Below are 22,294 nucleotides of genomic sequence, written 5' to 3'. Positions count from 1 at the left end.
CGCCGGCACCGGCTAACGGAAACTTAGCGCCAGCCCCAGGCGCTCGAAGGCCCGCTGTTCCTGGTAGAGTTCCTGCCAGGTCAGCGGGTGCTGCTCCAGCCAGCCCGCAGGGAATTCCAGGGCCAGCGCCGCGCGCTCGGCGCCGAGATGAAAGTCCGGCAACTCCTCCAGCAGTTCCACGTACTTGAACAGGGCGGCCAGGCGCAGGATACCCGTCATGCGCGCCAGACGCTCACCCTCGTCGCCGGCCAGTTCCTCTACCAGCTCGCGCTTCAGCTTGCCGCGGTGGCCTGCTACCAGCAGCGCCAGGGCCTCCTGCTCGCCCTGGGAGAAGCCCGGCATATCGGAATTGCGCAACAGGTAGGCACCGTGGCGATGGAAATGCTTGTGGGAGATGGCCATGCCTATTTCGTGGGTGAGCGCGGCGCGTTCTAACAGATCTCCATCCTCCGCGCCGAGGCGCCAGGTTTCACGGGTGGCATCGAAGAGCATGCGCGCGCGCCTCGCCACCAGGGCCGCGGTTTCCGTGTCGGCGCTGTAGCGCTGCTGCATAGCGTTGATGGAGCGTTCGCGGACGTCTTCGTGGCGCAGGCGGCCGAGCAGCTCGTAGAGCACGCCCTCGCGCAGCGCGCCCCGGGAGGTGCGCATGTGCTCGATCTCCAGGACCTCGAAGAGAGCCTCGGTGATAGCAATGCCGGCAGTGATCACCGGGCGCCGCGCCTCCGAAAGTCCACTGAACGACAGCTCGTTGACGTGCTTGTGGCTGAGCACCTGCTTGCGCAGTCGCGCCAGGCTCTTGCGGGTGATGCCGCTGTCGCTCCAGCCCTCGCCGGTGACCATGGCCTCGATGGCCTGCAGTGTCCCGGAGGAGCCCACGCATTCCTGCCAGTGCCTGCTGCGGAAGCTTTTCCGGATGTGCGATACCTCTACACAGGCGCGCTCGTAGGCTTTTTCATAGTCGCGTCGGTCCAGGCGTCCGTCGCTGAAATGGCGGGCCGTGTAGGAGACGCAGCCCATCTGCAGACTCTCCAGGCGCCGGGGCTCGAAGCGTTCACCAACGATGAACTCTGTGCTGCCGCCGCCGATATCCACGACCAGTCGTGCGGCGGTGTCGTCGGCCAGTGTGTGCGCCACGCCGAGGTAGACCAGACGGGCCTCTTCCCGGCCGTAGATCACCTCTACCGGTGCGCCGAGGATGTCCCGCGCCGGTTCCGTGAACTCGCGACGGTTCTTTGCCTGGCGCAGGGCGTTTGTGCCCACCACGCGCAGGCGCCGGGGCTCCACGCTCTGCAGCACCTGGGAAAAACGCGATAGACAGTCGAGCCCTCGCTGAATGGCGGCGGGCTCGAGGCGGCCGTTTTTCAGCCCGGCGCCTAGCTGCACCTTCTCACCGAGCACCTGGCTGGGCCGCAGTTCGCCGTGTTCGTAGCGGGCGACGATAAGGTGAAAGGAGTTGCTGCCGATATCGAGGGCAGCGAGCTGGCTGCCCTCGGGAAGTTCGTCTGGGTCTGTGGCGGGCACGGCTGGCTGCGTCTGATGGGTGTCGAAGCCACCATGGTAACGGATGCCCCCGGCCCTTGTCCTGCGGGAGCTGCGCCCCGGGAGAGCGGCTGACCCGCTGCGATGCGGCCGGCCGGAGTCGTGCACCCTGCAGGAAATCAGGTGTAAACGCGTGGCGTCCTCGCGGGCATCCCCGCGAGCAGCTCGTAGCCCGTGGTTCCCGAGCCCCGGGCGACCTCGCCAACGGGCAGATCGTCGCCCCAGAGCCGGACCGGGTCGCCCACCTGCACTGGCGGCAGGTCTGTGACATCGACGGTGAGCATGTCCATGGAGACCCGCCCGGCGAGCGGCGCCCGCCGACCCTTCACCAGCACCGGCGTGCCGTTCGCCGTGGTGCGCGGGTAACCATCGCCATAGCCCGCGGCGATGGTGGCGATGCGCGAGGGGCGCTCGGCCACCCAGCTGCCGCCATAACCCACCGCGTCGCCGGCGGGAATCTCGCGCACGGCAATCACCGCGGACTCGAATTGCATTACCGCCGCGAGGCCTGCTCCCGCGGGATGCTCTCGCGGCAGGGGCGTGTCGCCATAAAGAAGATAGCCCGGGCGGATCCAGTCAAGGTGGGTTTCGGGGCGGGCAAGTACCGCCGGAGAGTTGGCCGCGCTGAGCGCCAGGGGCAAGTCCCGGGTGGCAGCGAGGAAGCGTTCGAGCTGCCTGCCCGTCTCGGGCCGGTCGAGCTCTTCGGCGCGGGCAAAGTGGGTGCAGGCGGCCTGGAGGTCCGCGTTAGCCGAGGCGTCCAGGCGCTCCCAGGCTTCCCGGGCCCGCGCCGGGTCCAGGCCAAGGCGATGCATGCCGGTGTCCAGCTTGAGCCAGCAGGCCACCGGTCCCCGGAGGCGCGCCGCCTCGACCCAGGCAAGCTGCTCCGGTCCGGTGATCGTCACGGTCAGCTCCCGTGCCTGGATTTCCTCCAGCTCCGAGGGCTCGAAGGGGCCCTCGAGGAGCAGCACCGGCTGACGGATGCCCGCCTCGCGAAGGGTGACGGCCTCGTCGAGGGTGGCGACAGCGAAAGCGTCCGCTGTCGCCGCGAGCGCCTGCGCTACGGCGACAGCACCATGGCCGTAGCCGTCGGCCTTGAGCACCGCCATGAGCCGGGAGTCCGGCGCCTTTTCCGCCGCCAGAGCCGCATTGGCCCTCAGCCGCGCCAGCTCGATGCGGGCTCGCGTCGGGCGCATCAGTATTCGAACTTGTGAGCCGCAAAGAGAGCCTGGGCCGACGCCCAGACCGGGCCTACCCGGCCATCTCCGACCGGGTGCCCGTCGATGGCCGTGACCGGGGCGATCTCCTTGCTGGAGCTCGTCAGCCACACTTCGTCGGCCTCGGCCAGCTCCTCCCGGTGCACTACGCGTTCTTCCACGGTGACATCGCTGTAACGGCGCAGGATATCCAGCACCAGCTCCCGGGTGATGCCCGGGAGCTTCTGGTGGTCCAGGGGCGGCGTGGCGACAGCGCCCCCGGAGACCAGGAAGACGTTGCAGGCGGCGGCCTCTGTGAGCTCGCCAGCGGTGTTGAAGAGAATGGTTTCATCATTGCCCGCGGCCTGACCCTGACGCATATGCATGACGTTGCCGAGGAGAGCGGTAGCCTTGATATGACAGCGTTTCCAGCGCAGGTCTTCTGCCGTGCTGACCCGATAGGCCCGGACCTGTGCCGGGTCGCCGCTCGGTGCGGCCGGGATCTCGAAGGCATAGGCGAACACCGTTGCCTGTACCTCGGCGGGGTAAGCATGGTTGCGCTTGTCGTAGGCGCCACGGCTTACATGCAGGTAGATGCCCAGATTGCCGGCTCCGTTGCGCTCAATCAGCTGTGACACCAGCTGCCGCCAGTCTCCCTCCGTGAGCCCCGGGTCGATTTCCAGGGCGTCGAGGCCGGTAGCGAGCCGGCGTAGATGCGGGCCCAGGCCGACGGGGCGTCCCCCGTAGGAGGGCACCACCTCGTAGATTCCGTCGCCGAAGAGGAAGCCCCGATCCATGGGCGAGATCCGCGCCTCGGTCATGGGGGTCCAGGCGCCATTCAGGTATACGGTGTTCATGCGTCTGCCTCGCGTTTCGCCGCGGCTGTCAGGGCACGCAGCTCGCTGATGATTGCTTCGCCGGCGGCGGGGTCCATGCCGTCTTCCGTAAGCGTGTTTTCGCGGGTGACACCGTCGACGCTACCCCGGGAGGAGAGGAAGGCCAGCAGCTCCCGGGGCCGCACGGTGCCCAGATGATCGGTGGCTTCCAGCAGGTCGAAGTAGGCGAGCAGGCCGTAGGCGCCCCAGTTGGAGACGTCCGCCACCAGCAGCTCGTCGCAGCTGGTGGCGGCGGGGGTGATAGAAAGCTTCGCGACGGCGTCGGCCACCTTGCCCATGCCGATCTCGTTGCCACCGTCGCCGATGGCAATGGTAGGGCAGCCGGCGAGCTCGAGGTAGCTGTCGAAGATGCCGCAGTCCGCTGAGATATCTTCGCCGCGCATGTTGTAGTAGCGGCCGTTGGCGGCAAGCCCCGGCCGCTCGATAGATACGATAGCGTCCGGGGTGACCTGGGCCAGGCGCAGGATCGCTTCCTCCCGGGCGGCATCACGATCCGTCGCCTGCAGCGGCAGGACGCGGAATTCATGTTCGAGCTCGGCCGCCAGCGGCGCGGCACAGGCAATCCAGCACTGGGCGCCGCGCTGCTCCAGGGCGCGGTAGAGTGCCATGGCACCGACGGGACCATCAGTTTCGAAGGTGCCGGCCACGGGGAAGCCCGTGCCTATGAGTACCCGGCGCGCCGCCGCAAGGAGCGTGCTGGCGCGGCGGTAGTAGCCCGGGGAGAGCGCTGCCCGAAGGCTCTGCATTCCGCGGGGGTTGCGGAAGACCAGGAGCTCCTCGAGGGCATCGTCGAAGGCGGTTGGGGTCACGGCCCGCGCTCCTGGATCGACCGGGATGCCTCGAAGGCCCGGGCGAGATGCAGGGCGTTGTGCGCAGCGTGCTGGGTGATGGGCGTAAATACGACCTCGCCACCGGGCCGCTGCTGAGCCAGCCGGGCGAGGTCCAGGGAGAGGGCGGCGCCGATCTTCGGATAGCCGCCGATGGTCTGCCGGTCGTTAAGAAGTACGATCGGCTGTCCGTCCGCGGGCAGCTGGATCGCCCCGAGGCAGATGCCTTCGGAGAGAAGACCCTCGATGTCGGCCCGCACCACCGGGCCCTCAAGGCGGTAGCCCATGCGGTCGGCCCGGTCCGTAACAGTGTAGCGGCTGCCGAAGAAGCGCCGCTGGGCGAGCCTGGGGAAGTGATGCTGCTGGTAGCCCGGGATTACCCGCAGCGTAACCTGGCTGTTGTAGCGGGGCTGTGCTGCTTCCGGGAGGTAGAGACGACGCCGCCCGGGTGCGGGCGTGCACGGCAGGAGGTCACCGGGGGCGAGCTTGCCGGTGCCGAGGCCACCGAGCCCCTCGCGGAGCACTGTGGAGACACTGCCGAAGACGGGCTCGGCCTGGAAGCCACCGGCGACGCCAAGGTAGGCGCGGCAGCCGGCCGGCGGATGCCCGAGGGCGATGCTGTCGCCTTCGCGCACCGGGTGCACCTCCCAGGTCGACCGCTCCTCGCCGTTGATCCTCAGCGGCATGGGGGCTCCGGTGACGCAGAGATAGCTGTCGATCCCGACCGTGAAGCGGGCACCGCCGAAGGTGAGCTCAACGGCGGCGGCGCCGGCGGGATTCTCGAGCAGGCGGTTGCACAGGTCGAAGGCCTGCCGGTCCAGGGGACCCCCGTCAGTAAGGCCCAGGCGATAGTGACCGCGGCGCCCGCCGTCCTGAAGCAGGGCGAGGAGGCCCGGGTCTTCCACGTGCAGCCCGCTCACGGCTCTCCTCCGAGGGCGAGGTATTCCTCGCGGTCGATGGGCCGGAAACGCACGCGGTCGCCCACGGCGACCGGCATGCACGGGTCGGCGGCGGGGTCGAAGAGGCGCCGGGGGCAGCGCCCCACGAGGTTCCAGCCGCCGGGGGAAGCAGCGGGGTAAACGGCGGTCTGTCGGTCGGCGATGGCGATCGCACCCCGGGGCACGCGTTGCCGCGGTGTTGCCAGCCGCGGCGCGGCGATGCGTTCGTCAACCTCGCCGAGGTAGGCAAAGCCCGGGGCGAAGCCGATGGCGTAAACGCGGTAGTCGGTGCCGCTGTGCAGGGCGATGACCTCCGCCATTGCAAGCCCCGCGCGGCGCGCAAGTTCCTCGAGGTCGGCACCGCTCTCGCAGCTGTACCACGCTGGCAGTTCCACCAGCCGACCTTCGCCTGCGCGACCCTGTTCGAGGGCGTAGCCGAGATGATGCAGCTTACGCACGACAGCCATGTGGTCGGTGAGGTACGGGTCGTAGACCACCAGCAGCGACGCATAGGAGGGCACGAGGTCCAGCAGGGCTTCATCGAGCGCGTCCGGGAGTGCGTCCGCGAGCGCCTGCACCCGCGCGGCCACGGCCGGGTCCATGGTCTCGCCAAGATAGACCATGACGGCGCTCTCTCCTGCAAGTTCGATGATCATGTCAGGCGCGGGCCCTGCGCTTGCCGACGCGTTCACGGATGGCTTCGATGGCGCGTACTCCCTCCTCGTTGTCACCGTGGACGCAAAGCGTGTCAGCCTCCAGCGTCAGCCTTTGACCTCGGGCCGTGGTCACGGCCCGGTCTTGGAGCAGCGACTCCACCTGCTCGAGCATGCGTTCGCGATTGTGCACCGCGCCGGACTCTGACCGGGAGAGGAGATGTCCGTTGTCGTCGTAGCGGCGATCGGCAAAAGCCTCGAAGAGGAGATCGATACCGTGTCGAGTCGCTTCCTCCCGGTGTGCGTCGGCCGCAGCGGTGGCCAGCAGCATGAGCTTCAAGGGGCGGTGGAAGCCGGCGAGGGCGGTCATGACCACGTCGCGTATCGTCGCGTCACGCATCATGTCGTTGTAGAGCGCGCCGTGGGGTTTCACATAGTCGAGCGCGATGCCGGCGCAGGCGGCCATACCTTCGAGGGCGGCGATCTGGTAACGCAGCGTGGCGATGAGTTCCTCCCGGGAGAGGTTCATGGAGCGGCGGCCGAAGCCGACGAGGTCCGGGTAGGCCGGGTGCGCGCCCACGGCAACCCCGTGCTCCCGCGCCAGGGCCAGGGTCTCCGCCAGGGTCAGCGGATCGCCACCGTGGAACCCGCAGGCGATATTGGCCAGATCGATGTGTGGCATCACGTGGGCGTCCATACCCATGCGCCAGGAGCCGTAGCTTTCACCGAGGTCACAATTGAGCAGCATGGGAGGCCTCCTGGCTAGAGTACGGCGAGCCGGCTGTTGTTGAGGTCCGTGACCAGCATGCAGCCGGGGCTGTGGGTGATTGCGACCGGCGGCCGCGCATGAGCCAGGGCGATCTGCGGGGTCACGCCGCAGGCCCAGAAAACCGGCAGCTCATCGGCGGCCACGGGTACCGGATCGCCATAGTCCGGAGCGTCCAGGTTGTCTATACCGATAAGCGCCGGGTCCCCGAGGTGCACCGGTGCCCCGTGCACGGCGGGGAAACGTGTGCAGACCTGGATCGCGCGGATGGCATCGGCGGCGCGGAAGGGCCGCATGCTGACCACCATCTCGCCCCGAAAGGGGCCCGCGGGAGCGCAGGGAATGTTGGTGCGGTACATGGGGACATTGCAATCAAGGCTGACATTGCGCACTTCCAGCCCGTCCGCCAGCAGAGCCTCCTCGAAAGAAAAGGAGCACCCCAGGGCAAAGGCCACGAAATCGCTTTGCCAGCGATCGGCGATGCTCAGGGCTTCGGTGGTCACTTCACCGTCCTCGAAAACCCGGTAGCGCGGCAGGTCGTTGCGCACATCGATGTCGCCGAGGGCGGGCAGCGTCGGATCACCGGGGGAGGGACTTATCGCCAGCAGCGGGCAGGGTTTGGGGTTGGCCTGGCAGAAGCGCAGGAAGTCGCCGGCAAAGGCATCGGGCAGGATCACCAGGTTGCACTGCACGTGACCCGGGGCGAAGCCTGAGGTGTTGTCGGTAAAGGCGCCGCTGCGCATCGCTGCGCGCAGGGCGGCCGGGCTGGCGTGGCGGTCCATGGTGTCGCTCCGGTCCGGTGGTCGCGCCGATTTCTGTTGCCTGTGTACGACGCTACAAGCAACGCCTATGATAACGCCGATAATACGACAGCAACGAGGACGCCGTATGCCCCATCCCAGCGTGACCGCAGAGACCCTCCCGCACAAGCCCGCCATCATCATGGGGGGGAGCGGCGAGATCGTCACCTACCGCGAACTCGACGAGCGCTCCAATCAGGGCGCCCAACTGCTGCGCAGCCTGGGCCTGGCCAAGGGTGACCATATCGCCCTGATGCTCGAAAACTGTCGCCAGTTTCTGGAAATCTGCTTCGCCTGCCAGCGCTCAGGGATTATCTACACCCCGGTGAGCACCCATCTGAAGGCTGAGGAAACCCGCTATATCCTTGAGAACTGCGGCGCGAAGCTGTTCATCACGTCGCCGAAGATGCACGAGGTTGCCGGAGAGATGCTGGCGGGGGCGGGAGCCGTACGCCATTTCTACATGGTCGGCGGTATCGCTGACGGCTTCGAGAGCTGGGAGGAAGCGGTGGATCTTCAGCCGGCGGAGCGCATCGCCGACGAGGCCTACGGTGTGGATATGCTCTATTCCTCGGGCACCACGGGCAAGCCCAAGGGCGTGTTCCTGCCGCCGCCCACCGATGATCCCTACGCGGAGTATCCGATGGCGCCGAGCCTTGGCGCAGCCTTCGGCTTCAGTGACGAGACGGTCTACCTGTCGCCGGCGCCGCTTTATCACGCCGCGCCGCTGCGCTACAACATGATGGTGCTGTCGCTTGGCGGCACTACCGTGGTGATGGAAAAGTTCGACCCGGAGGCGGCGCTGGCGCTGATCCAGGAGCACCGCTGCACGCACAGCCAGTGGGTGCCCATCATGTTCATCCGCATGCTCAAGCTGCCGAAGGAGACCCGGGAACAGTACGACGTCTCCAGCATGCAGTTTGCTATCCACGCTGCGGCGCCCTGTCCTGTCGAGGTCAAGGAGAAGATGATCGAGTGGTGGGGCCCGGTGATCGTCGAGTACTACGCCGCCAGCGAGGCCATCGGTATCACTATCATCGATTCCGCCGCCTGGCTGACCCACAGGGGGTCCGTGGGCCCGGCGGTGCTCGGCGCGATCCATATCGTCGACGACGACGGTAAAGAACTGCCACCCGGCGAGATCGGCACGGTGTATTTCTCCGGGGAGCAGGCCAGCTTCGAGTACCACGGCGAACCGGAGAAAACCGCCGAGGCTTTTGATCACCGCGGCTGGGCGACTACCGGAGACGTGGGCTACGTGGATGAAGACGGCTTCCTTTATCTCACGGATCGCAAGCACTTTACGATCATTTCCGGCGGCGTAAACATTTATCCGCAGGAGATCGAGAACATCCTCATCACCCACGACAAGGTGGCGGACGTGGCTGTCTTCGGTGTGTCCGATGAGGAGTTCGGGGAGGCAGTAACAGCGGTGGTCGAGCCCCTGAACTGGGTCGACGCAACGGATGAGGTCGCCATTGAGATCATGGAGTGGCTCCGCGACCGCCTGGCGCATCTCAAGGTGCCGAAGGCGCTGCATTTCCATCCCAAGCTGCCGCGCATGGACAACGGCAAGCTCTACAAGCGTCACCTGGCCGAGGAGTTCCGCGGCGGGGCGCGGGCGGATGACGGGCCTAGAGCTGATGACGAGCACTGACGATTCGTCGGCAGGCACCGATTCCCGGAATCAATTTCTGACACTGCAGGCCTACGATGGTGTCAGGGATAACAACTTCACGCTTATCCGCCTGCTCCTCGCCCGGGCCGTGCTCTGGGGCCATGCCTTTCCGATCCGGACCGGCGGAGCGATAAGAGATCCGTTTATCGTCCTGGTGAAAGGGTCGACCCGGGCGGGCGAGGCAGCGGGCGCTATGGTTTTTTCTTTCATGGTGCGTTGTAGAAGCGCCTGCGCCCCGGCTAGAGAAATCGCTGGCAGTAAGCGGGCGAGCAAGGATGAGCCGAAAGCCCGTACCACAGCGGTAGCCGCAAACCCTTGAGCCCGGCTACGGCCTACAGACAAACGGACAAACGATAGTGAACGGGGCAGTGGCGTGAAAACGGTTATCGTCCATTACCATATCTTCAAGAACAGCGGCTCGACCTTCGACAAGGTGCTCGGGATGAATTTTCCCGGGCGCCACCTGGCCTTTGACGGTCCCTTTGACTTCTCCAAGATCAGCCAGGATGAACTGCTCAAGATCCTGCACAACCGTGATGAGATTGCGTTCTCATCGCACCAGGTCAATCTGCCTGTTCCGACCTCCCTGGATGTACAGATCCTCCCGGTGGTATTCATCCGGCATCCCTTGCTGCGCCTGCGGTCCATCTATCGGTTCAGGAAACGGGGCGCTAACGATGCCGGAATGCCGGCCAGTTTCAGGGAATGGGTGCAGCGGAGTGCCGCAGAGCCTCGCGGTATGCTGGCGCTGAGTAATGCGCAGACCCGCAACCTTGCCGCCGTGTATGGGCGTCTTGCTATCCATCGCCGTGGCGCGGACGGGGGGTTCTGCCTCGACCTGTCGCAGGCCCTGCGCAACCTCGATGCCGTTGAGCTCCTGGCCAGGACTGAGTTCTTTGACCACGATGTACAGCGCTTTTCGGGCGTGCTGCGCGCACACGGTATCGCTTTCAGCTACGACGGCATCACGCCCGAAAACGTGACGGCCACCGATCTCAGTGCCCCCCTCGACGAACGGCTCGAGGCCACCCGGGGTGAACTGGGCGACGAGCTGTACGAAAAGCTGCTGGCCTGGAACGCGCAGGACCTGCAGCTGGTGGCTTATGCCAACGCCCGCCTGGACGGCTGAGCGTCAGCTCACTGCCGGCATCTGCTCCTCGGCATCGGCCGGCGGGGTCGCCGCGCGTCGGCGCAAAGGCAGGTAAAACACCGGCAGCACAAACAACGTGAACAGCGTGCCCACGAGCATGCCGGCGGCGATCATGAGGCCGATGCCGAAGCGCGCATTGGCACCGGCGCCTGAAGCCAGCAGCAGCGGCAGGACCCCCAGCACCGTCGCAAAGGTGGTCATGAGGATGGGCCGCAGGCGCAGCGCCGCAGCTTCAAGGACTGCGTCCCGCCGCGGAGCACCGCGTAGGGTCAGCTGGTTGGCGAACTCCACGATGAGGATCCCGTGCTTGCTGATAAGGCCGATGAGCGTGAGCAGGCCGATCTGCGTGTAGATGTTCAGCGTGACCATGCCCAGGGCGATGGGTACCACGGCGCCGAAGATCGACAGGGGTACGGCGACCAGCACCACGAGCGGGTCGCGGAAGCTGTTGAACTGCGCAGCAAGCACAAGGAAGATCAGGATCAGGGAGAGGCCGAAGAGCAGTGGGAAGCTGCCGCTTTCCTGCTTGTAGCGCCGAGACTCGCCGGTGTGCCCGGCGCGGAAGGAGGGCGGTGCGATCTCCGCCAGGGTTTTTTCCAGGAAGGCCAGGCCAGTGCCAAGGGTATTCGGCGGCAGCATCAGGCCCTGGATCGTGGTGCTGTTGAGCTGCTGGTACTGGCTCAGCTGGTTGGGCTGTATCCGGTGCTCCAGGCGGATCACCGTGGATAGGGGCACGAGCCCGTTACCGGCGGCACGCAGGTAGTATTTTTCGAGTTCCTCCTCCGTGAGTCGGAAGTCCCGCCCGGCCTGGGGGATCACCTTGTAGCTGCGGTCCGCATAGGTGAAACGGTTGACCTCCGCCTCGCCGAGCATCACCGCGAGGGTCTCGCCGATATCCCGCATGGCGATGCCCAGGCGGGCGGCGCGTTCGCGATCGATGCGCACCTCTACCTCCGGGCGATTGAAGTCCAGCGTCTGGTTCACGAAGATGAACAGCCCCGACTCCCGGGCCCGCTGCAGCAGCTCCTCGCCCACCCGGTAGACCTCTTCCTGTGGCGCTGTGGAGGCCACCACAAAGGCCAGGGGCAGACCGCCGCCGGCCCCGGGCAGGGACGGTGTGCCGAAGGAGAAGAGCTCCATACCGGCGATGCCGCCCAGGCGCTGCTGGAACTGTGCCTGCACGGCCTGCTGTGTGCGCTCGCGCTCGTCCCAGTGGGTGAGCGTGAGGCCACCGAAATTGCTGGACGGCTCGATTACCTGCCAGGAGGAGGCGACCTCGGGTATGTCCTGCCAAAGGTCCACCACCTGGTCCAGGTAGCGGTTGATGTAGTCGAGATTGGCGTAGCTCGGCGCCACGCCGACATAGAACACGCCGCCGGTGTCCTCTTCCGGTGCGAGCTCGTCCCGCGTCAGCAGGAAAAGGAGAGGCAGTGCGCAAAGGATGGCCCCGGCAAAGAGCAGCACTGCGCCGCGATTGCCCAGGCAGGTATCGAGCAGCCGCTGGTAGTGTCCCGTGAGCGCGCTGAAACGTGCATCCAGCCAGTCGGCAAAGCGCCCCTGCTCGCCGTGGTGCTTGAGCACCCGGGAGGCCATCACCGGGCTCAGCGTCAGGGCGATGAGGCCCGAGACCAGCACGGCGCCGGCCAGGGTCAGCGCGAATTCACTGAAAAGAGCTCCGGTGAGACCACCGATGAAGGCGATGGGGGCGTAGACGGCGGCCAGCGTGAGGGTCATGGCAAGCACCGGCATGGCGACCTCACGGGCCCCGGTGATTGCCGCCTGCAGCGGTGTGGCGCCTTCTTCTACGTGCCTGTGCACGTTCTCGACGACGACGATAGCGTCGTCTACCACCAGCCCGATAGCGATGACCATGGCGAGCAGGGTGAGCAGGTTCAGAGAGAAGCCCATGGCAAGAATGAGCGCCACCACGCCGATAAGCGACAGGGGTATGATCACCAGCGGCACCAGCACGACCCGGAAGGAACCGAGGAACAGATAGATCACCGCGATGACGATGAGGGTGGCTTCGATCAGCGTGGTAGCTACCTCGCGCAGGGCCGCATCGATGGCGATGCTACCGTCCCAGTCGAGCCGCAGCTTGAGGTCCGCCGGGAGGGAGGCGCGAAGTTTCGGCAGCTGGGCGTGCACGGCAGCAGAAACCTCGAGGGGGTTGGCATCCGGCGCCGCCTCAAGGGCCATGAACACCGCCGCTTCGCCGCTGGAAAAAGCCCGTGACTGGTTGTTTTCGGCCGCCAGCTCCACCTCGGCGATGTCGGAAAGGCGGACCTGCCGTTCGCCCTCCTGGCGGACCACCAGACGCTCGAAATCCTCCACGGTCTGCATGTCTGTGCGCGCATCGACGTTGATGCGCACCAGTTTGCCCTCGGTGGCGCCAGCGGTGCTGAGGAAGTTGTCCCGGCGCACGGCCTCGGAGACGTCTGCGGCGGTGACGCCGAGCGCGGCCATGCGCACTGGATCGAGCCACAGGCGCATGGCCAGGGGTCGACCGAAGATCGCCGCCTTGCCTACCCCGTCGAGCGTCGCGAGCTCCGGCTGCACGCTGCGCAGCAGGTAGTCATTGATCTGGAAAGGCGACAGCTGCTCGCTGGTGAAGGCGAGGTACATGAGGGCATCGTCGCCGGAACCGGTGGCGATGACCGGGTCCTCCGTGTCCCGGGGCAGCTCATCCCGGGCCTGGGCAACCTTGGCGACCACCTCCGTGAGCACCTGATCGGTGTCTTCGCCGAGGCGCACGTGTACCTCGATGGTGGACACCCCCGCGTCGCTGGTCGCCGAGAGGTAGTCGATGCCCGCCGCACCGGCGATGTTCACCTGCAGCGGCGTGGTGACAAAGCCCTGCACGGTGCGGGCGCTGGCTCCGGGGAACACGGTGGTCACGGTGATCACGGAGCGCTCCAGCGCGGGAAACTCGCGGATCCCGACCCGGGACAGGGAGGCGAGGCCAAGGAGCAGCACGAGAGCGCTGACTACGATGGCCAGCACTGGCCGCTCGATAAAGCGGTCCGTGAAGCGCATCAGGTGTCGGAGCCTGAGCTGTCATCGAGCACGATGCGGGCGCCCCGGTAGAGCTTGTTCTGGCCAACGCTGACCACGCGCTCCCCGGCCTGGAGCCCTGAAAGCACAGCCACGCGCCCGTCGCGCACGGCGCCGGTGGTTATCACCCGCGGTTCGACGCTGAGCCCTTGCTCATCCTCGTGAACGAGGTAGACAAGGTTACCCTGCAGGGAAAAGGTGACCGCCGTTTCCGGCACCGTGACGTGCGTCGCGGTCTCGCCGAGGTCGATCTTCAGGCTGGCGAACATCCCCGGGAGCAAACCCTCTGTCTCCTCGAGGCGCGCCCGCAGAAGCAGGTTACGCGTGCCGGGATCTGCGGCGGCGTCCAGGGCCTCGAGGCGGGCGTCAAAGCGGCGGCCCGGCCAGGCCGCGGTGCTCACCGCAACCGTGAGCCCGGGACGCAGCCGGGGCGCGTGGCGGGCGGGCACGGTGAAGTCGACTTCCAGCGCTTGCCGGTCCTGCAGGGAGGCGATGGGCGTGCCGGACTCGAGATAATCGCCCTCTCGAACCCTGATGATGCCCATGGTGCCCGCGAAAGGGGCGCGGATGCGCTTGTTATCGATGCGCGCCTCGAGCTCGGCGAGCTGGGCTGTGGCGGCCTGCAGGTCCGCCCGGGAGCGGTCATACTGGCTCTGAGGAATGGATTTCTGCTTGACCAGGCTCGCGTCGCGCTCAAACAGCAGGCGGGCGAGCTCCAGGTTGGCTTTCTGGCGCTCCCGGGCAGCCTGCTCCACGCGGTCGTTCAGGACGACGAGCAGGTCGCCGGCGGCCACGCTCTGGCCGGAACTTACCGCGATGGCGGTGATCTCGCCGCTGGTCTCCGCCGCAAGCTCCACGCCGCGCAGAGCGCGGATGGTGCCTACGGCGTCAAGCACGTTGCGCCAGGAAGCAAGCGTTGCCCGAGTGGCGCTCACGGTGATCGGCGGCTGCGGCGGTGGGTTGCCGAGGGTTGCGAAACGCTGCGCGAGGTACAGGCCGATGGCACCGAAAATCGCCAGGAGCAGGGCAATAACAAGCAGGTAGGCGCGCAAGACAGCTCCTCGTCGTGGTGTTGTTGTTCTCTGCCGGCTTCGCTGCGGGTGCTGGCGGGGTCCGGGACTAGAGTGTAAGCCTCCCCCCGGGCCCTTGACAAAGATCAAGAGCCGCCAGCTTACCCCGCAGCCCGCGCTGGGCGGGGCAACGGTGAGACGGTATGCTCCCGGGAGCGGGATGAACAGGACTTATGTATGAGTAAGGCAAGCAAGCTCAAGGCGCTCGAGCGCGAGATGGACCGCGCCGAGAGCTACGCCGCCTGGCGTGAGGCCGCGCTCGCCCACGACGAGCTGAGCGGCGCCCGGCGCTGGCGCGAGATGGACCAGAGCCGACAGTATGACTACGCCCAGATCCGCCTGCGCCTTGATCGGCTGCGCAGCCTGCGGGCCCGGCACGACAACCACGGGCTGCTCTACACCCTCAACGAGGGTATCCACGGCAATATGGGCGGCATGGGCCGCGCGAGCCTTTACCAGCGCGCCAAGTTCGGCACCAAGCACCTTGTCGAGCAGTACATCGACGAGATCGACGACGCCCTTCGCTACCTCGCCGATCTGCCCGAGAAGGAGATCGGCATCCAGGAGCGGATGGATTTCTTCTACCGTGCAAACATCTGCTTCGGGCGCTCGGCACTGATGCTTTCCGGGGGCGGCGTCCTCGGCTTCTACCATATGGGCGTGGTCAAATCGCTCCTGGAGGAGGCCCTGCTGCCCCGGGTGATTTCCGGTTCCAGCGCCGGCTCCCTTGTGGCCGGGGTTCTCGGTACCCATACCGATGCGGAGATGCGCCGCTTCTACGACCCGGCGAACGTGCACTTCGAGGCTGAGCGCGAGGCGAGCGTATTCTCGCGCATGTTTTTCGGCACCAACCCGTCCATCGACGTGAGCGACCTGGAGAAGATCATCGACCGGCTTGTGCCGGACATGACCTTTCAGGAGGCCTATGAAAAGACCGGGCGGCAGATCAGTATTACGGTGGCACCGGCGGAGACCCACCAGCGCTCGCGGCTGCTTAATGCCATTACCTCGCCGAACGTGTACATCCGCTCGGCGGTGATGGCGTCCTGCGCTGTCCCCGGCGTGTTCCCGCCGGTGATGCTCATGGCCAAAAACGTGCACGGCGAGCCGCAGCCCTATCTGCCCACGCGCAAGTGGGTGGACGGCTCTATCGCTGATGACCTGCCGGCCAAGCGCCTGTCCCGGCTCTACAGCACCAATCACTACATCGTGAGTATGGTGAATCCCATTGCTACGCCGTTCCTGAACGGCGGCAAGCCGCGGGGCAAGATGGCGATGGCACTCGGCGCCCTCGGTATCGGCGTTGGCCGGGAGGTGCTCAATTTTTATCGCGGTGTTGCCCAGCGACGCGGGGACCGTTTCCCGCGGCTGAATCTGGCGCTCAACAGCGTGCATGCACTCATGGACCAGGACTACAGCGGTGATATCAATATCGTTCCCAGTTTCCGCTGGTATAACCCGGTGAAGATCCTGTCACATCTCTCGGAGAAAGAACTGGTGGCGCTGATGCAGGGGGGCGAGCATTCGGCCTTTCCCCAGGTGGAATCGATCCGCATCTGCACGCGGATTTCGCGCACTATGGAAGAAATCCTCTACCGCTTCGAGTACGGCGACCTGCGGCCGCAGGGGGACAAGTACCACCGACCCCGCGCATCCCGACGACGCCCGGCGCCGACCCGCTCCGATCGCGAGGCAATGCGGGAAACGGGCTCCCAGCGCCTGGCCAAGGCCCCGCCGGGAGCGAAAACCCCGCCGGGAGCAAAAACCCCGCCGGGAGCAAAAGCCCCGCCAGGAGCGAAAGCCCCGCCAGGAGCGAAAGCCCCGCCGGGGGCGAAGGCTGCTCCGAAGAGCAAGGCGCGCGCCGGAAAACGCGCAGCGGGTTGAACCTTGCCTAGTCGATAAGCGCCACGCCGTGCTGCGCCAGCGGCTCGACGAGGGCGCCCTTGGCTTCTGCTTCGGCGCTCGAGGCGTTGCCCTGCAGGGCGCGCTTTTTCACCCCCTGCAGGATCGCCGCCAGGCGGAAGAAGCAGAACACCAGATAGAAGTTCCAGTGGTCGATACCGTCGCGCCCCGTGCGCCGGCAGTACTCGGCCACGTAGGCGTCGTCTGAGGGCAGGCCCAGGGTGGCCCGATCCACGCCGGCGAGGCCTCGCAGCCCCGCATCCCCCGGCAGCTGCCAGGCCATGACCTGGTAGGCGAGATCCGCCAGCGGGTGGCCCAGCGTCGAGAGCTCCCAATCCAGCACCGCGATGATGCGTGGTTCCGTCGGGTGGAACATGAGATTGTCGAGGCGGTAGTCGCCGTGCACCAGGCTCACGGCGCCGTCGTCCGGCGGCATGTGCCCGGGCAGCCAGGCGATGAGTCTTTCCATGGCCTCGCTATGCTCAGTCTCCGAGGCGCGATACTGCTTGGTCCAGCGGCTGACCTGGCGCTCGAAGTAGTTGCCGGGGCGACCGAAATCCGTCAGTCCCGCAGCATCCACGTCGACATTATGCAGCGCAGCGAGCACGCGGTTCATCTCATCATAGATGGCGTTGCGCTCGGCGTTGTCGCTCACCTCCGGCAGCGTTGGGTCCCAGAAGACCCGTCCCTCCAGATACTCCATGACGTAGAACATGGAGCCGATGACGCTCTCGTCCTCGCAAAGCAGGTACGCCTCCGGGACCGGCACCGCGGTGTCCGCGAGGGCTGAGAGGACCCGGAACTCCCGGTCTACGGCGTGAGCGGAGGCAAGCAGTTCTCCCGGGGGCTTGCGTCGCAGCACGTACTGGCGCCCGCCGGCGCTGAGGCGGAAGGTCGGGTTGGACTGCCCGCCGGCGAATTTCTCGGCGCCGAGTTCGCCGGAAAAGCCGGGCAGGTGTTCGGCGAGGTAGGGGGCCAGGCGTTCCGTGTCCAGGGTCTGCGTGCTCATCGTGCTCTCCAAAGCCAGTCGCTAGCGAATGCGGGGCGCCGAGTATCCGCAGCGACGCCGCCGGGAACAATGACACCGGGAGGCAAAAAAATAAACCGCAGGTGACAGCGCCGGGGCAGCGGTGCCACGGCCATTGAGCGCTCCGCGCGGTGACGCTATGCTCCTTCGCCACTAAGTCAAATAACGGCGGGAGATGCGCATGTACGCAGAGTTGAAGCAGGCCTGGCAGGAACTCACCGGCCCGGGGCAGCTGTTCGAGGTGACCACGGCGGAGGTAGGCGGTGTCTCCGTGCGTAGTTACGCGCACGCACCGCCCTCGCTGCGGGAGATCTGGCTCGGTGCGGCCGGGCACGGCGACAAGGAATACCTGGTCTATAACGAGGAGCGACTGAGCTACGCAGACGCCCAGGTCATCACCGGCTCTATCGCCCACTGGCTCGCCGAGGCCGGGGTGGGACCGGGGGACCGGGTGGCCATCGCCATGCGCAACTATCCCGAATGGATGCTGGCCTACTGGGCCTTGACGGCCATGGGCGCCGTGGTGGTCGGCATGAATGCCTGGTGGGTACCGCAGGAGCTGCACTACGGCCTCGAGGACTCGACGCCGCGGGTGCTCATTGCCGACCAGGAGCGGCTTCAGCGCTTCACTGAGCTGCGCAGCGACTTCCCGGACCTCATCGTGGTCGGTGTGCGCGTGCCGCATGACCTGCCTGACTGGGCTACAGACTGGGCCGAGCTGGTCAACAGCGAGTCCCGGCTTCCCGAGGTCACCATAGCCCCCGACGACGACGCCTGCATCTTCTACACGTCGGGTACTACGGGCCGTCCAAAAGGTGCGCAGCTGACGCACCGCGGCTGTGTGAACAACATCTTCAACGTAGCCTTTGCCAATGCGGTACAGCCCCGGGCCCTGGCTCTGGCCCGCGGCGAGGCGCCCGCCGAGCCGGGCAGCTCGGAGATCCGCGCCCTGGTGGCTACGCCGCTGTTCCACGTCACCGCCAACAACTGTGTCGCCCAGGTGGTGACCCTGGTCGGCGGACGCCTTGTGCACATGTACAAATGGGATCCGGCGGAAGCGCTGCGCCTCATTGAACGGGAGCAGGTTACCACCTTCAATGCTGTGCCCATGATGGCGCGGGAAATCATGATGCACCCGGACTTCACGGCCCGGGATACATCCTCGCTGAAGTCCGTCGGTGGCGGCGGGGCCGCCATGCAGCCGGATCTTGTGGGCAAGGTGAGCGAGACCATAAGGACCGCTCGCCCGAACACCGGCTACGGCATGACCGAGACCTCGGGCATTATCACGGCGGTTTCCATGGAGTTCTTCATGGACCGGCCCACCAGCGTCGGACCGGCCATGCCCACCTTCGAAGCGCGTATCGTCGACCCGGTAGGCAAGGAGCTGCCGGTCGGCGATATCGGTGAGCTGGTGGTTCGGGGCGCACCGGTGATCAAGGGCTACCTGAACCGACCGGAGGCAACCGCTGAGACCATTGTCGACGGCTGGCTGCACACCGGTGACGTCGCGTACATGGATGAAGATGGCTTCATTTACCTCGTGGACCGGGCCAAGGACATGGTCCTGCGCGGTGGCGAGAACGTGTACTGCGCCGAGGTCGAGAACGCCCTCTTTCACCACGAGGCAGTTGCCGAATGCGTGGCCTTTGCGGTGCCGGATGACCGCCTGGGCGAAGAGGTCGGTGCCGCGGTACACCTGAAGTCCGGGGCCAGTGTGGATGCGGAAGTCTTGCGCAGCCACTGCCGACAGCACCTTGCCGCCTTCAAGGTGCCGCGTTACCTGTGGTTCCTCGACGAACCGCTGCCGCGCAACGCCAACGGCAAGTTCCTCAAGCGTGAACTCCGTGAGGCGCTGAAAGTCGAGGACGCCGCCTGAAGGGCGCAGTCCGCCTCAGGCGTCGACGTCGAGGGTGACGCCGCGGTCTACGGCGCTATCGCCGGCGCCGCCGCTGATGGCGACGCGTTCGGCGGCGATCCCGCGGCTCGTCACCAGATAGCGCTTGACCTGGGTGGCGCGCTCCGTCGCCAGCGTTTCGAGAGCCCGGGGCGGTAGCGTCATGGCAGCTGCCAAAGCGTCGTACTGTGCTGCCGGTGCTGGCGGCTCGGCATCGGTATCCGCATCCGCATCGCCATGCGCGGGTGCATAGCGCGCAGCGACCGCTTCCGCCCAGGCAGCGTCGCGGGCCGCCAGGCTCGCCGGAGCCAGGCCGTCGCCGAGCAGGGCCGCATCCAGGGCCTGTTCGCGCAGGACCCGGGCATCCTCGTCATCGCTTACGCCCCGGGCCAGCAGCTTGAGCTCCGGGCGCTTGCCCAGGGCGTTGGCAAGGGCATCGAGCTTGCCCGCCGCCGGCGCGTCCAGGGCGTCACTCCCCGGGGCGAAAGCCAGGCCCTGCAGATCGTCGCTGCTCCCGGCGAGTCCTGCAAGCAGCTTGAAGGGCGCGGTGGCGATATTGACGATAACGTTGGCAATGGCCCGGCCGATGACCTTGCCGAGGCGGAAGGAGGGGTCGTTGACATCGCCTTCCACGGGGACGTCGAGATCGATGACGCCGCGGGAATCCTTGAGAAGTGCGATGGCGAGCTTCAGCGGCAGATCCATGGCGCGGTCGCTGTCGAAGGGCTCGCCGAGCTGCATCTGCGAGATCACCGCCCGGTTCTCACCCTGCAACCGGTCGCCGGCGAGGCGGTAGCGCAGGTCCAGGCTGAGGGTGCCTGAGTCGATGGTATAGCCGGCGTAGGTCCCCGCGTAGGGGGTGAGGCGGGCAATATCGATACCCTGAAAACTGACGCCGATATCGACATCGGGCTCGGCCGCAAAGGGCGCTACCTGGCCCTCGATGCGCACAGGCGCATAGCCGTCCACAGCGCCGGTGAGGCTGACCGGAACGGGGGCCGGCGACTCGGTACCCAGAGCACCGACCTTGCCCTCGAGGCCTTCCACCAGGGTCCGGAAGTCCAGCGGCAGGGACCTGTCCTCGAAATCGACGCTACTGCTGCGCACCGCGAGGCCGCCGAAGGCCAGCTGCCACGGTTCGGCCGCTTCGCTTTCCGCGCTATCGTCGTTGCTCCCTTCGCCTCCTTGTTCCTCCACCAGCGCGGTCTGCACATTGAGACGCCCGTCCTCACCGATGCGCAGCTGCGTGCGGTAGCCGTTGAGGCTGATGACGCCGGTCTCCAGCCGTTGCGCCGGGACTGCGACGGTGATGTCCGGCACCGCCAGGCTGTCCCAGCCCAGGGCGCTCTGCTGGGCACCTGCGATGAGCAGATCGAAGTCGGTGAGGCGCATAGCGCCGCTGATGGTTTCCGGGGCAAAAGCTGCGAGTACGAGTTCGCCGCTTGCCTCGAGGCGTCCGCCCTCGATAGCGGCATTGAGAACGGAGCCCAGCAGCGGATTGGCGAGGGTGACGGGAAGGGCTGCCAGCTCCAGGTCCAGGGCACCGCCGCCGGCGCCTGCGTCGACGGTACCTGCCGCCGAGAGCGTCGCCTCATCGTTGAGGGTGAGCGCCACAGACACAGCGCTGTCGCCTTCCGGCGGGTAGGTGAGCTCGCTCAGCTCGACGTGCAGCGGATCGACGGTGAGCGTTGCCGGCGTCGTGTAGGGGGTCCGCCACCGGATGCGCCCATCGGGGAGGCTGAAGCGGCCGAGTCGCAGCTGCCAGAGTTCCGATGCTTCCACCTCGCTGTTGTTGTCTGGGACGGCTGCAGTCCCTGAGTCAGCAGCCCGGTTGTCGCCGGCAGCCGAGGGGATGAGCATTTCCTGCAGGCTTATGCGCTCGTCTTCGAGGTAGCCTGCAACGCTCAGTCCCCGGAGTGTCGCCGCTGCGGCGCTCACGTGCTGCCGGCCACTGTCCACGGCAATGCCATCAAGCTCGAAGCGGTCAAAGGCCAGCGCCGTGTCAGGAAGGGCCTGTAAATCTTTCGGCTGCAGGGCGACGGCATGCAACTGCAGGGCGCCATCGCTAACGGTCACCGCGCCGTCGTCGGCCCAGGTAGCGGTGTAGCGCCCGCTCAATGCCAGGAGCCCGCTGTCCAGGGTGAAGGGGAGGTCTTCGGCGAGGTAGCGATGGAAGGGCCTCAGGTCGAGATCCGTGATCTCCAGCTCACCACGGCTCTGGGCCCGGGGCAGGGAAAACTCGCCGTGCCAGCGGAGGGTGCCGTTGTGCTGCGTGACCACCAGCAGCTCGTAGGGGCTGCCCTCCTCAAGGACCGTGGACAGCCCCGTGACCGTGAAGGCGAGGTCCTGCAGAAACGTGTCGTAGCGAGGGCTGCGAGTGTGGTCCTCATAGCGCAGCTCCCGGGTGTCGAACAGGATGGTGCGCACAGTGAACGCAGGCAGCGAGCCGTCCCCGGCGCTGGCCTCGTCGGCGGCCGGGTCACCGGCGAGGAGGTCGGATATGTTGAAGCGGCCGGACTCATAGCGGCGCAGGGTCAGCGTCAGTCCCTCTACGGCAACGTCGTCCAGCACCATGCCGGGCCGGACGAGGCTGAGCCAGGCGCTGAAGTCCACCTCCAGCCGCTCGACGGCGGCAAAGGACCTGCCGTCCGGCTCGGCAAGCCGGGCGCCGCGCACTTCCAGGGCGAGGGTGAAGGGGTTGAAGAGGATCAGTTCGCTGTCCAGGCGGCGATCCAGGTACTGCGCCGACAGCCGCGGTGCGGCCAGGTTGAGCACCGGCAGCAGGACGAGCAGGGCGAGGGCAAGGTAGACCAGGTAAGCCTTGAGCAGCAGGCGCAGAATCTTTCCAGGCATGGTGGTATCGCGGTCTCAGAGAGCAACCGGTAGCAGCTTGCAGGCCTCCCC

Annotated in this window: 17 protein-coding genes; 5 read left to right on the top strand and 12 right to left on the bottom strand. The window is 66.6% G+C overall.

The genetic code is table 11. The annotated features are described in order from the left end of the window. Window positions 1–12 precede the first annotated feature (12 nt). From HRUBRA_RS01320 to HRUBRA_RS01285, 8 genes are all read right to left on the bottom strand, one after another. A complete protein-coding gene (locus HRUBRA_RS01320) occupies window positions 13–1,521 on the bottom strand; it encodes a Ppx/GppA phosphatase family protein (protein ID WP_035513777.1) in 1,509 nt (502 codons plus the stop codon). A gap of 137 nt (window positions 1,522–1,658) precedes the next feature. Further along, window positions 1,659–2,732 carry an alanine racemase gene (gene alr / locus HRUBRA_RS01315; protein ID WP_035513774.1) on the bottom strand — a complete coding sequence of 358 codons (1,074 nt, stop codon included), beginning with the start codon at window positions 2,730–2,732 and terminating at the stop codon, window positions 1,659–1,661. Continuing rightward, window positions 2,732–3,589, bottom strand: coding sequence for an aminotransferase class IV (locus tag HRUBRA_RS01310; RefSeq protein WP_035513772.1), 858 nt, complete (start codon window positions 3,587–3,589; stop codon window positions 2,732–2,734). Before HRUBRA_RS01310 ends, alr begins: the two co-directional genes overlap by 1 nt. Beyond that, a complete protein-coding gene (locus tag HRUBRA_RS01305) occupies window positions 3,586–4,437 on the bottom strand; it encodes a glutamate cyclase domain-containing protein (protein WP_035513770.1) in 852 nt (283 codons plus the stop codon). The genes HRUBRA_RS01310 and HRUBRA_RS01305 overlap by 4 nt, the downstream gene beginning before the upstream one ends. Beyond that, complete coding sequence (locus tag HRUBRA_RS01300) at window positions 4,434–5,375, bottom strand: 5-oxoprolinase subunit C family protein (protein WP_035513769.1); 942 nt, start codon at window positions 5,373–5,375, stop codon at window positions 4,434–4,436. The genes HRUBRA_RS01305 and HRUBRA_RS01300 overlap by 4 nt, the downstream gene beginning before the upstream one ends. Beyond that, window positions 5,372–6,049 carry a 5-oxoprolinase subunit PxpB gene (pxpB, locus tag HRUBRA_RS01295; protein WP_035513768.1) on the bottom strand — a complete coding sequence of 226 codons (678 nt, stop codon included), beginning with the start codon at window positions 6,047–6,049 and terminating at the stop codon, window positions 5,372–5,374. The genes HRUBRA_RS01300 and pxpB overlap by 4 nt, the downstream gene beginning before the upstream one ends. Before the next feature lies 1 nt (window position 6,050). Then, window positions 6,051–6,794 carry a 5-oxoprolinase subunit PxpA gene (locus HRUBRA_RS01290; protein ID WP_035513766.1) on the bottom strand — a complete coding sequence of 248 codons (744 nt, stop codon included), beginning with the start codon at window positions 6,792–6,794 and terminating at the stop codon, window positions 6,051–6,053. A gap of 14 nt (window positions 6,795–6,808) precedes the next feature. After that, window positions 6,809–7,594, bottom strand: a complete 786-nt coding sequence (locus HRUBRA_RS01285; RefSeq protein WP_035513764.1) for a putative hydro-lyase — start codon at window positions 7,592–7,594, stop codon at window positions 6,809–6,811. Between the two features lie 106 nt (window positions 7,595–7,700). Here HRUBRA_RS01285 and HRUBRA_RS01280 point away from each other — a divergent pair, with 106 nt between their 5' ends. Genes HRUBRA_RS01280 through HRUBRA_RS01270 form a run of 3 tightly spaced genes read left to right on the top strand, consistent with a single transcriptional unit; the run spans window position 7,701 to window position 10,419 of the window. After that, on the top strand, window positions 7,701–9,269 hold the full coding sequence (locus HRUBRA_RS01280; protein ID WP_035513762.1) for an acyl-CoA synthetase: 1,569 nt from the start codon (window positions 7,701–7,703) through the stop codon (window positions 9,267–9,269). After that, on the top strand, window positions 9,256–9,609 hold the full coding sequence (locus tag HRUBRA_RS01275; protein WP_144244338.1) for a hypothetical protein: 354 nt from the start codon (window positions 9,256–9,258) through the stop codon (window positions 9,607–9,609). Before HRUBRA_RS01280 ends, HRUBRA_RS01275 begins: the two co-directional genes overlap by 14 nt. A 54-nt stretch (window positions 9,610–9,663) precedes the next feature. Continuing rightward, complete coding sequence (locus tag HRUBRA_RS01270) at window positions 9,664–10,419, top strand: sulfotransferase family 2 domain-containing protein (protein ID WP_035513759.1); 756 nt, start codon at window positions 9,664–9,666, stop codon at window positions 10,417–10,419. Between the two features lie 3 nt (window positions 10,420–10,422). On the opposite strand, the gene HRUBRA_RS01265 is transcribed toward HRUBRA_RS01270, so the two are convergent. Together HRUBRA_RS01265 and HRUBRA_RS01260 are read right to left on the bottom strand one after the other, a co-directional pair. Continuing rightward, window positions 10,423–13,476, bottom strand: a complete 3,054-nt coding sequence (locus tag HRUBRA_RS01265) for an efflux RND transporter permease subunit (RefSeq protein ID WP_035513758.1) — start codon at window positions 13,474–13,476, stop codon at window positions 10,423–10,425. Next, window positions 13,476–14,546, bottom strand: a complete 1,071-nt coding sequence (locus HRUBRA_RS01260) for an efflux RND transporter periplasmic adaptor subunit (RefSeq protein WP_035513755.1) — start codon at window positions 14,544–14,546, stop codon at window positions 13,476–13,478. Before HRUBRA_RS01260 ends, HRUBRA_RS01265 begins: the two co-directional genes overlap by 1 nt. 195 nt (window positions 14,547–14,741) lie before the next feature. Between HRUBRA_RS01260 and HRUBRA_RS01255 the strand changes: the two genes are divergently transcribed. Next, window positions 14,742–16,448: a DUF3336 domain-containing protein gene (locus HRUBRA_RS01255; protein WP_052094256.1), complete on the top strand. Its 1,707-nt coding sequence runs from the start codon at window positions 14,742–14,744 to the stop codon at window positions 16,446–16,448. A gap of 7 nt (window positions 16,449–16,455) precedes the next feature. Here the strand turns inward: HRUBRA_RS01255 and HRUBRA_RS01250 are convergent, their stop codons facing one another. Next, the gene (locus HRUBRA_RS01250) at window positions 16,456–17,475 is read right to left on the bottom strand and encodes a phosphotransferase (protein WP_035513753.1); all 1,020 of its coding nucleotides are present in this window, start codon (window positions 17,473–17,475) and stop codon (window positions 16,456–16,458) included. A gap of 199 nt (window positions 17,476–17,674) precedes the next feature. Between HRUBRA_RS01250 and HRUBRA_RS01245 the strand changes: the two genes are divergently transcribed. Then, a complete protein-coding gene (locus tag HRUBRA_RS01245; RefSeq protein WP_035513751.1) occupies window positions 17,675–19,372 on the top strand; it encodes a class I adenylate-forming enzyme family protein in 1,698 nt (565 codons plus the stop codon). A gap of 15 nt (window positions 19,373–19,387) precedes the next feature. On the opposite strand, the gene HRUBRA_RS01240 is transcribed toward HRUBRA_RS01245, so the two are convergent. Next, on the bottom strand, window positions 19,388–22,243 hold the full coding sequence (locus HRUBRA_RS01240; RefSeq protein WP_035513748.1) for a DUF748 domain-containing protein: 2,856 nt from the start codon (window positions 22,241–22,243) through the stop codon (window positions 19,388–19,390). Window positions 22,244–22,294 lie beyond the last annotated feature (51 nt).

Source organism: Pseudohaliea rubra DSM 19751, assembly GCF_000764025.1.
In the GTDB taxonomy this organism is placed as follows: domain Bacteria; phylum Pseudomonadota; class Gammaproteobacteria; order Pseudomonadales; family Halieaceae; genus Pseudohaliea; species Pseudohaliea rubra.
The sequence above is the reverse complement of the archived record's forward strand: the minus strand, read 5'-3'. Positions and strand labels throughout refer to the sequence as shown.

What these genes read in the sequence shown, in the direction of transcription:
- HRUBRA_RS01275 (WP_144244338.1), top strand. Translation starts at nt 9,256, where the DNA reads ATGACGAGCACTGACGATTCGTCGGCAGGCACCGATTCCCGGAATCAA.
- HRUBRA_RS01265 (WP_035513758.1), bottom strand. Translation starts at nt 13,476, where the DNA reads ATGCGCTTCACGGACCGCTTTATCGAGCGGCCAGTGCTGGCCATCGTA.
- HRUBRA_RS01240 (WP_035513748.1), bottom strand. Translation starts at nt 22,243, where the DNA reads ATGCCTGGAAAGATTCTGCGCCTGCTGCTCAAGGCTTACCTGGTCTAC.
- alr (WP_035513774.1), bottom strand. Translation starts at nt 2,732, where the DNA reads ATGCGCCCGACGCGAGCCCGCATCGAGCTGGCGCGGCTGAGGGCCAAT.
- HRUBRA_RS01285 (WP_035513764.1), bottom strand. Translation starts at nt 7,594, where the DNA reads ATGGACCGCCACGCCAGCCCGGCCGCCCTGCGCGCAGCGATGCGCAGC.
- HRUBRA_RS01245 (WP_035513751.1), top strand. Translation starts at nt 17,675, where the DNA reads ATGTACGCAGAGTTGAAGCAGGCCTGGCAGGAACTCACCGGCCCGGGG.
- HRUBRA_RS01310 (WP_035513772.1), bottom strand. Translation starts at nt 3,589, where the DNA reads ATGAACACCGTATACCTGAATGGCGCCTGGACCCCCATGACCGAGGCG.
- HRUBRA_RS01250 (WP_035513753.1), bottom strand. Translation starts at nt 17,475, where the DNA reads ATGAGCACGCAGACCCTGGACACGGAACGCCTGGCCCCCTACCTCGCC.
- pxpB (WP_035513768.1), bottom strand. Translation starts at nt 6,049, where the DNA reads ATGATCATCGAACTTGCAGGAGAGAGCGCCGTCATGGTCTATCTTGGC.
- HRUBRA_RS01280 (WP_035513762.1), top strand. Translation starts at nt 7,701, where the DNA reads ATGCCCCATCCCAGCGTGACCGCAGAGACCCTCCCGCACAAGCCCGCC.
- HRUBRA_RS01290 (WP_035513766.1), bottom strand. Translation starts at nt 6,794, where the DNA reads ATGCTGCTCAATTGTGACCTCGGTGAAAGCTACGGCTCCTGGCGCATG.
- HRUBRA_RS01255 (WP_052094256.1), top strand. Translation starts at nt 14,742, where the DNA reads ATGAGTAAGGCAAGCAAGCTCAAGGCGCTCGAGCGCGAGATGGACCGC.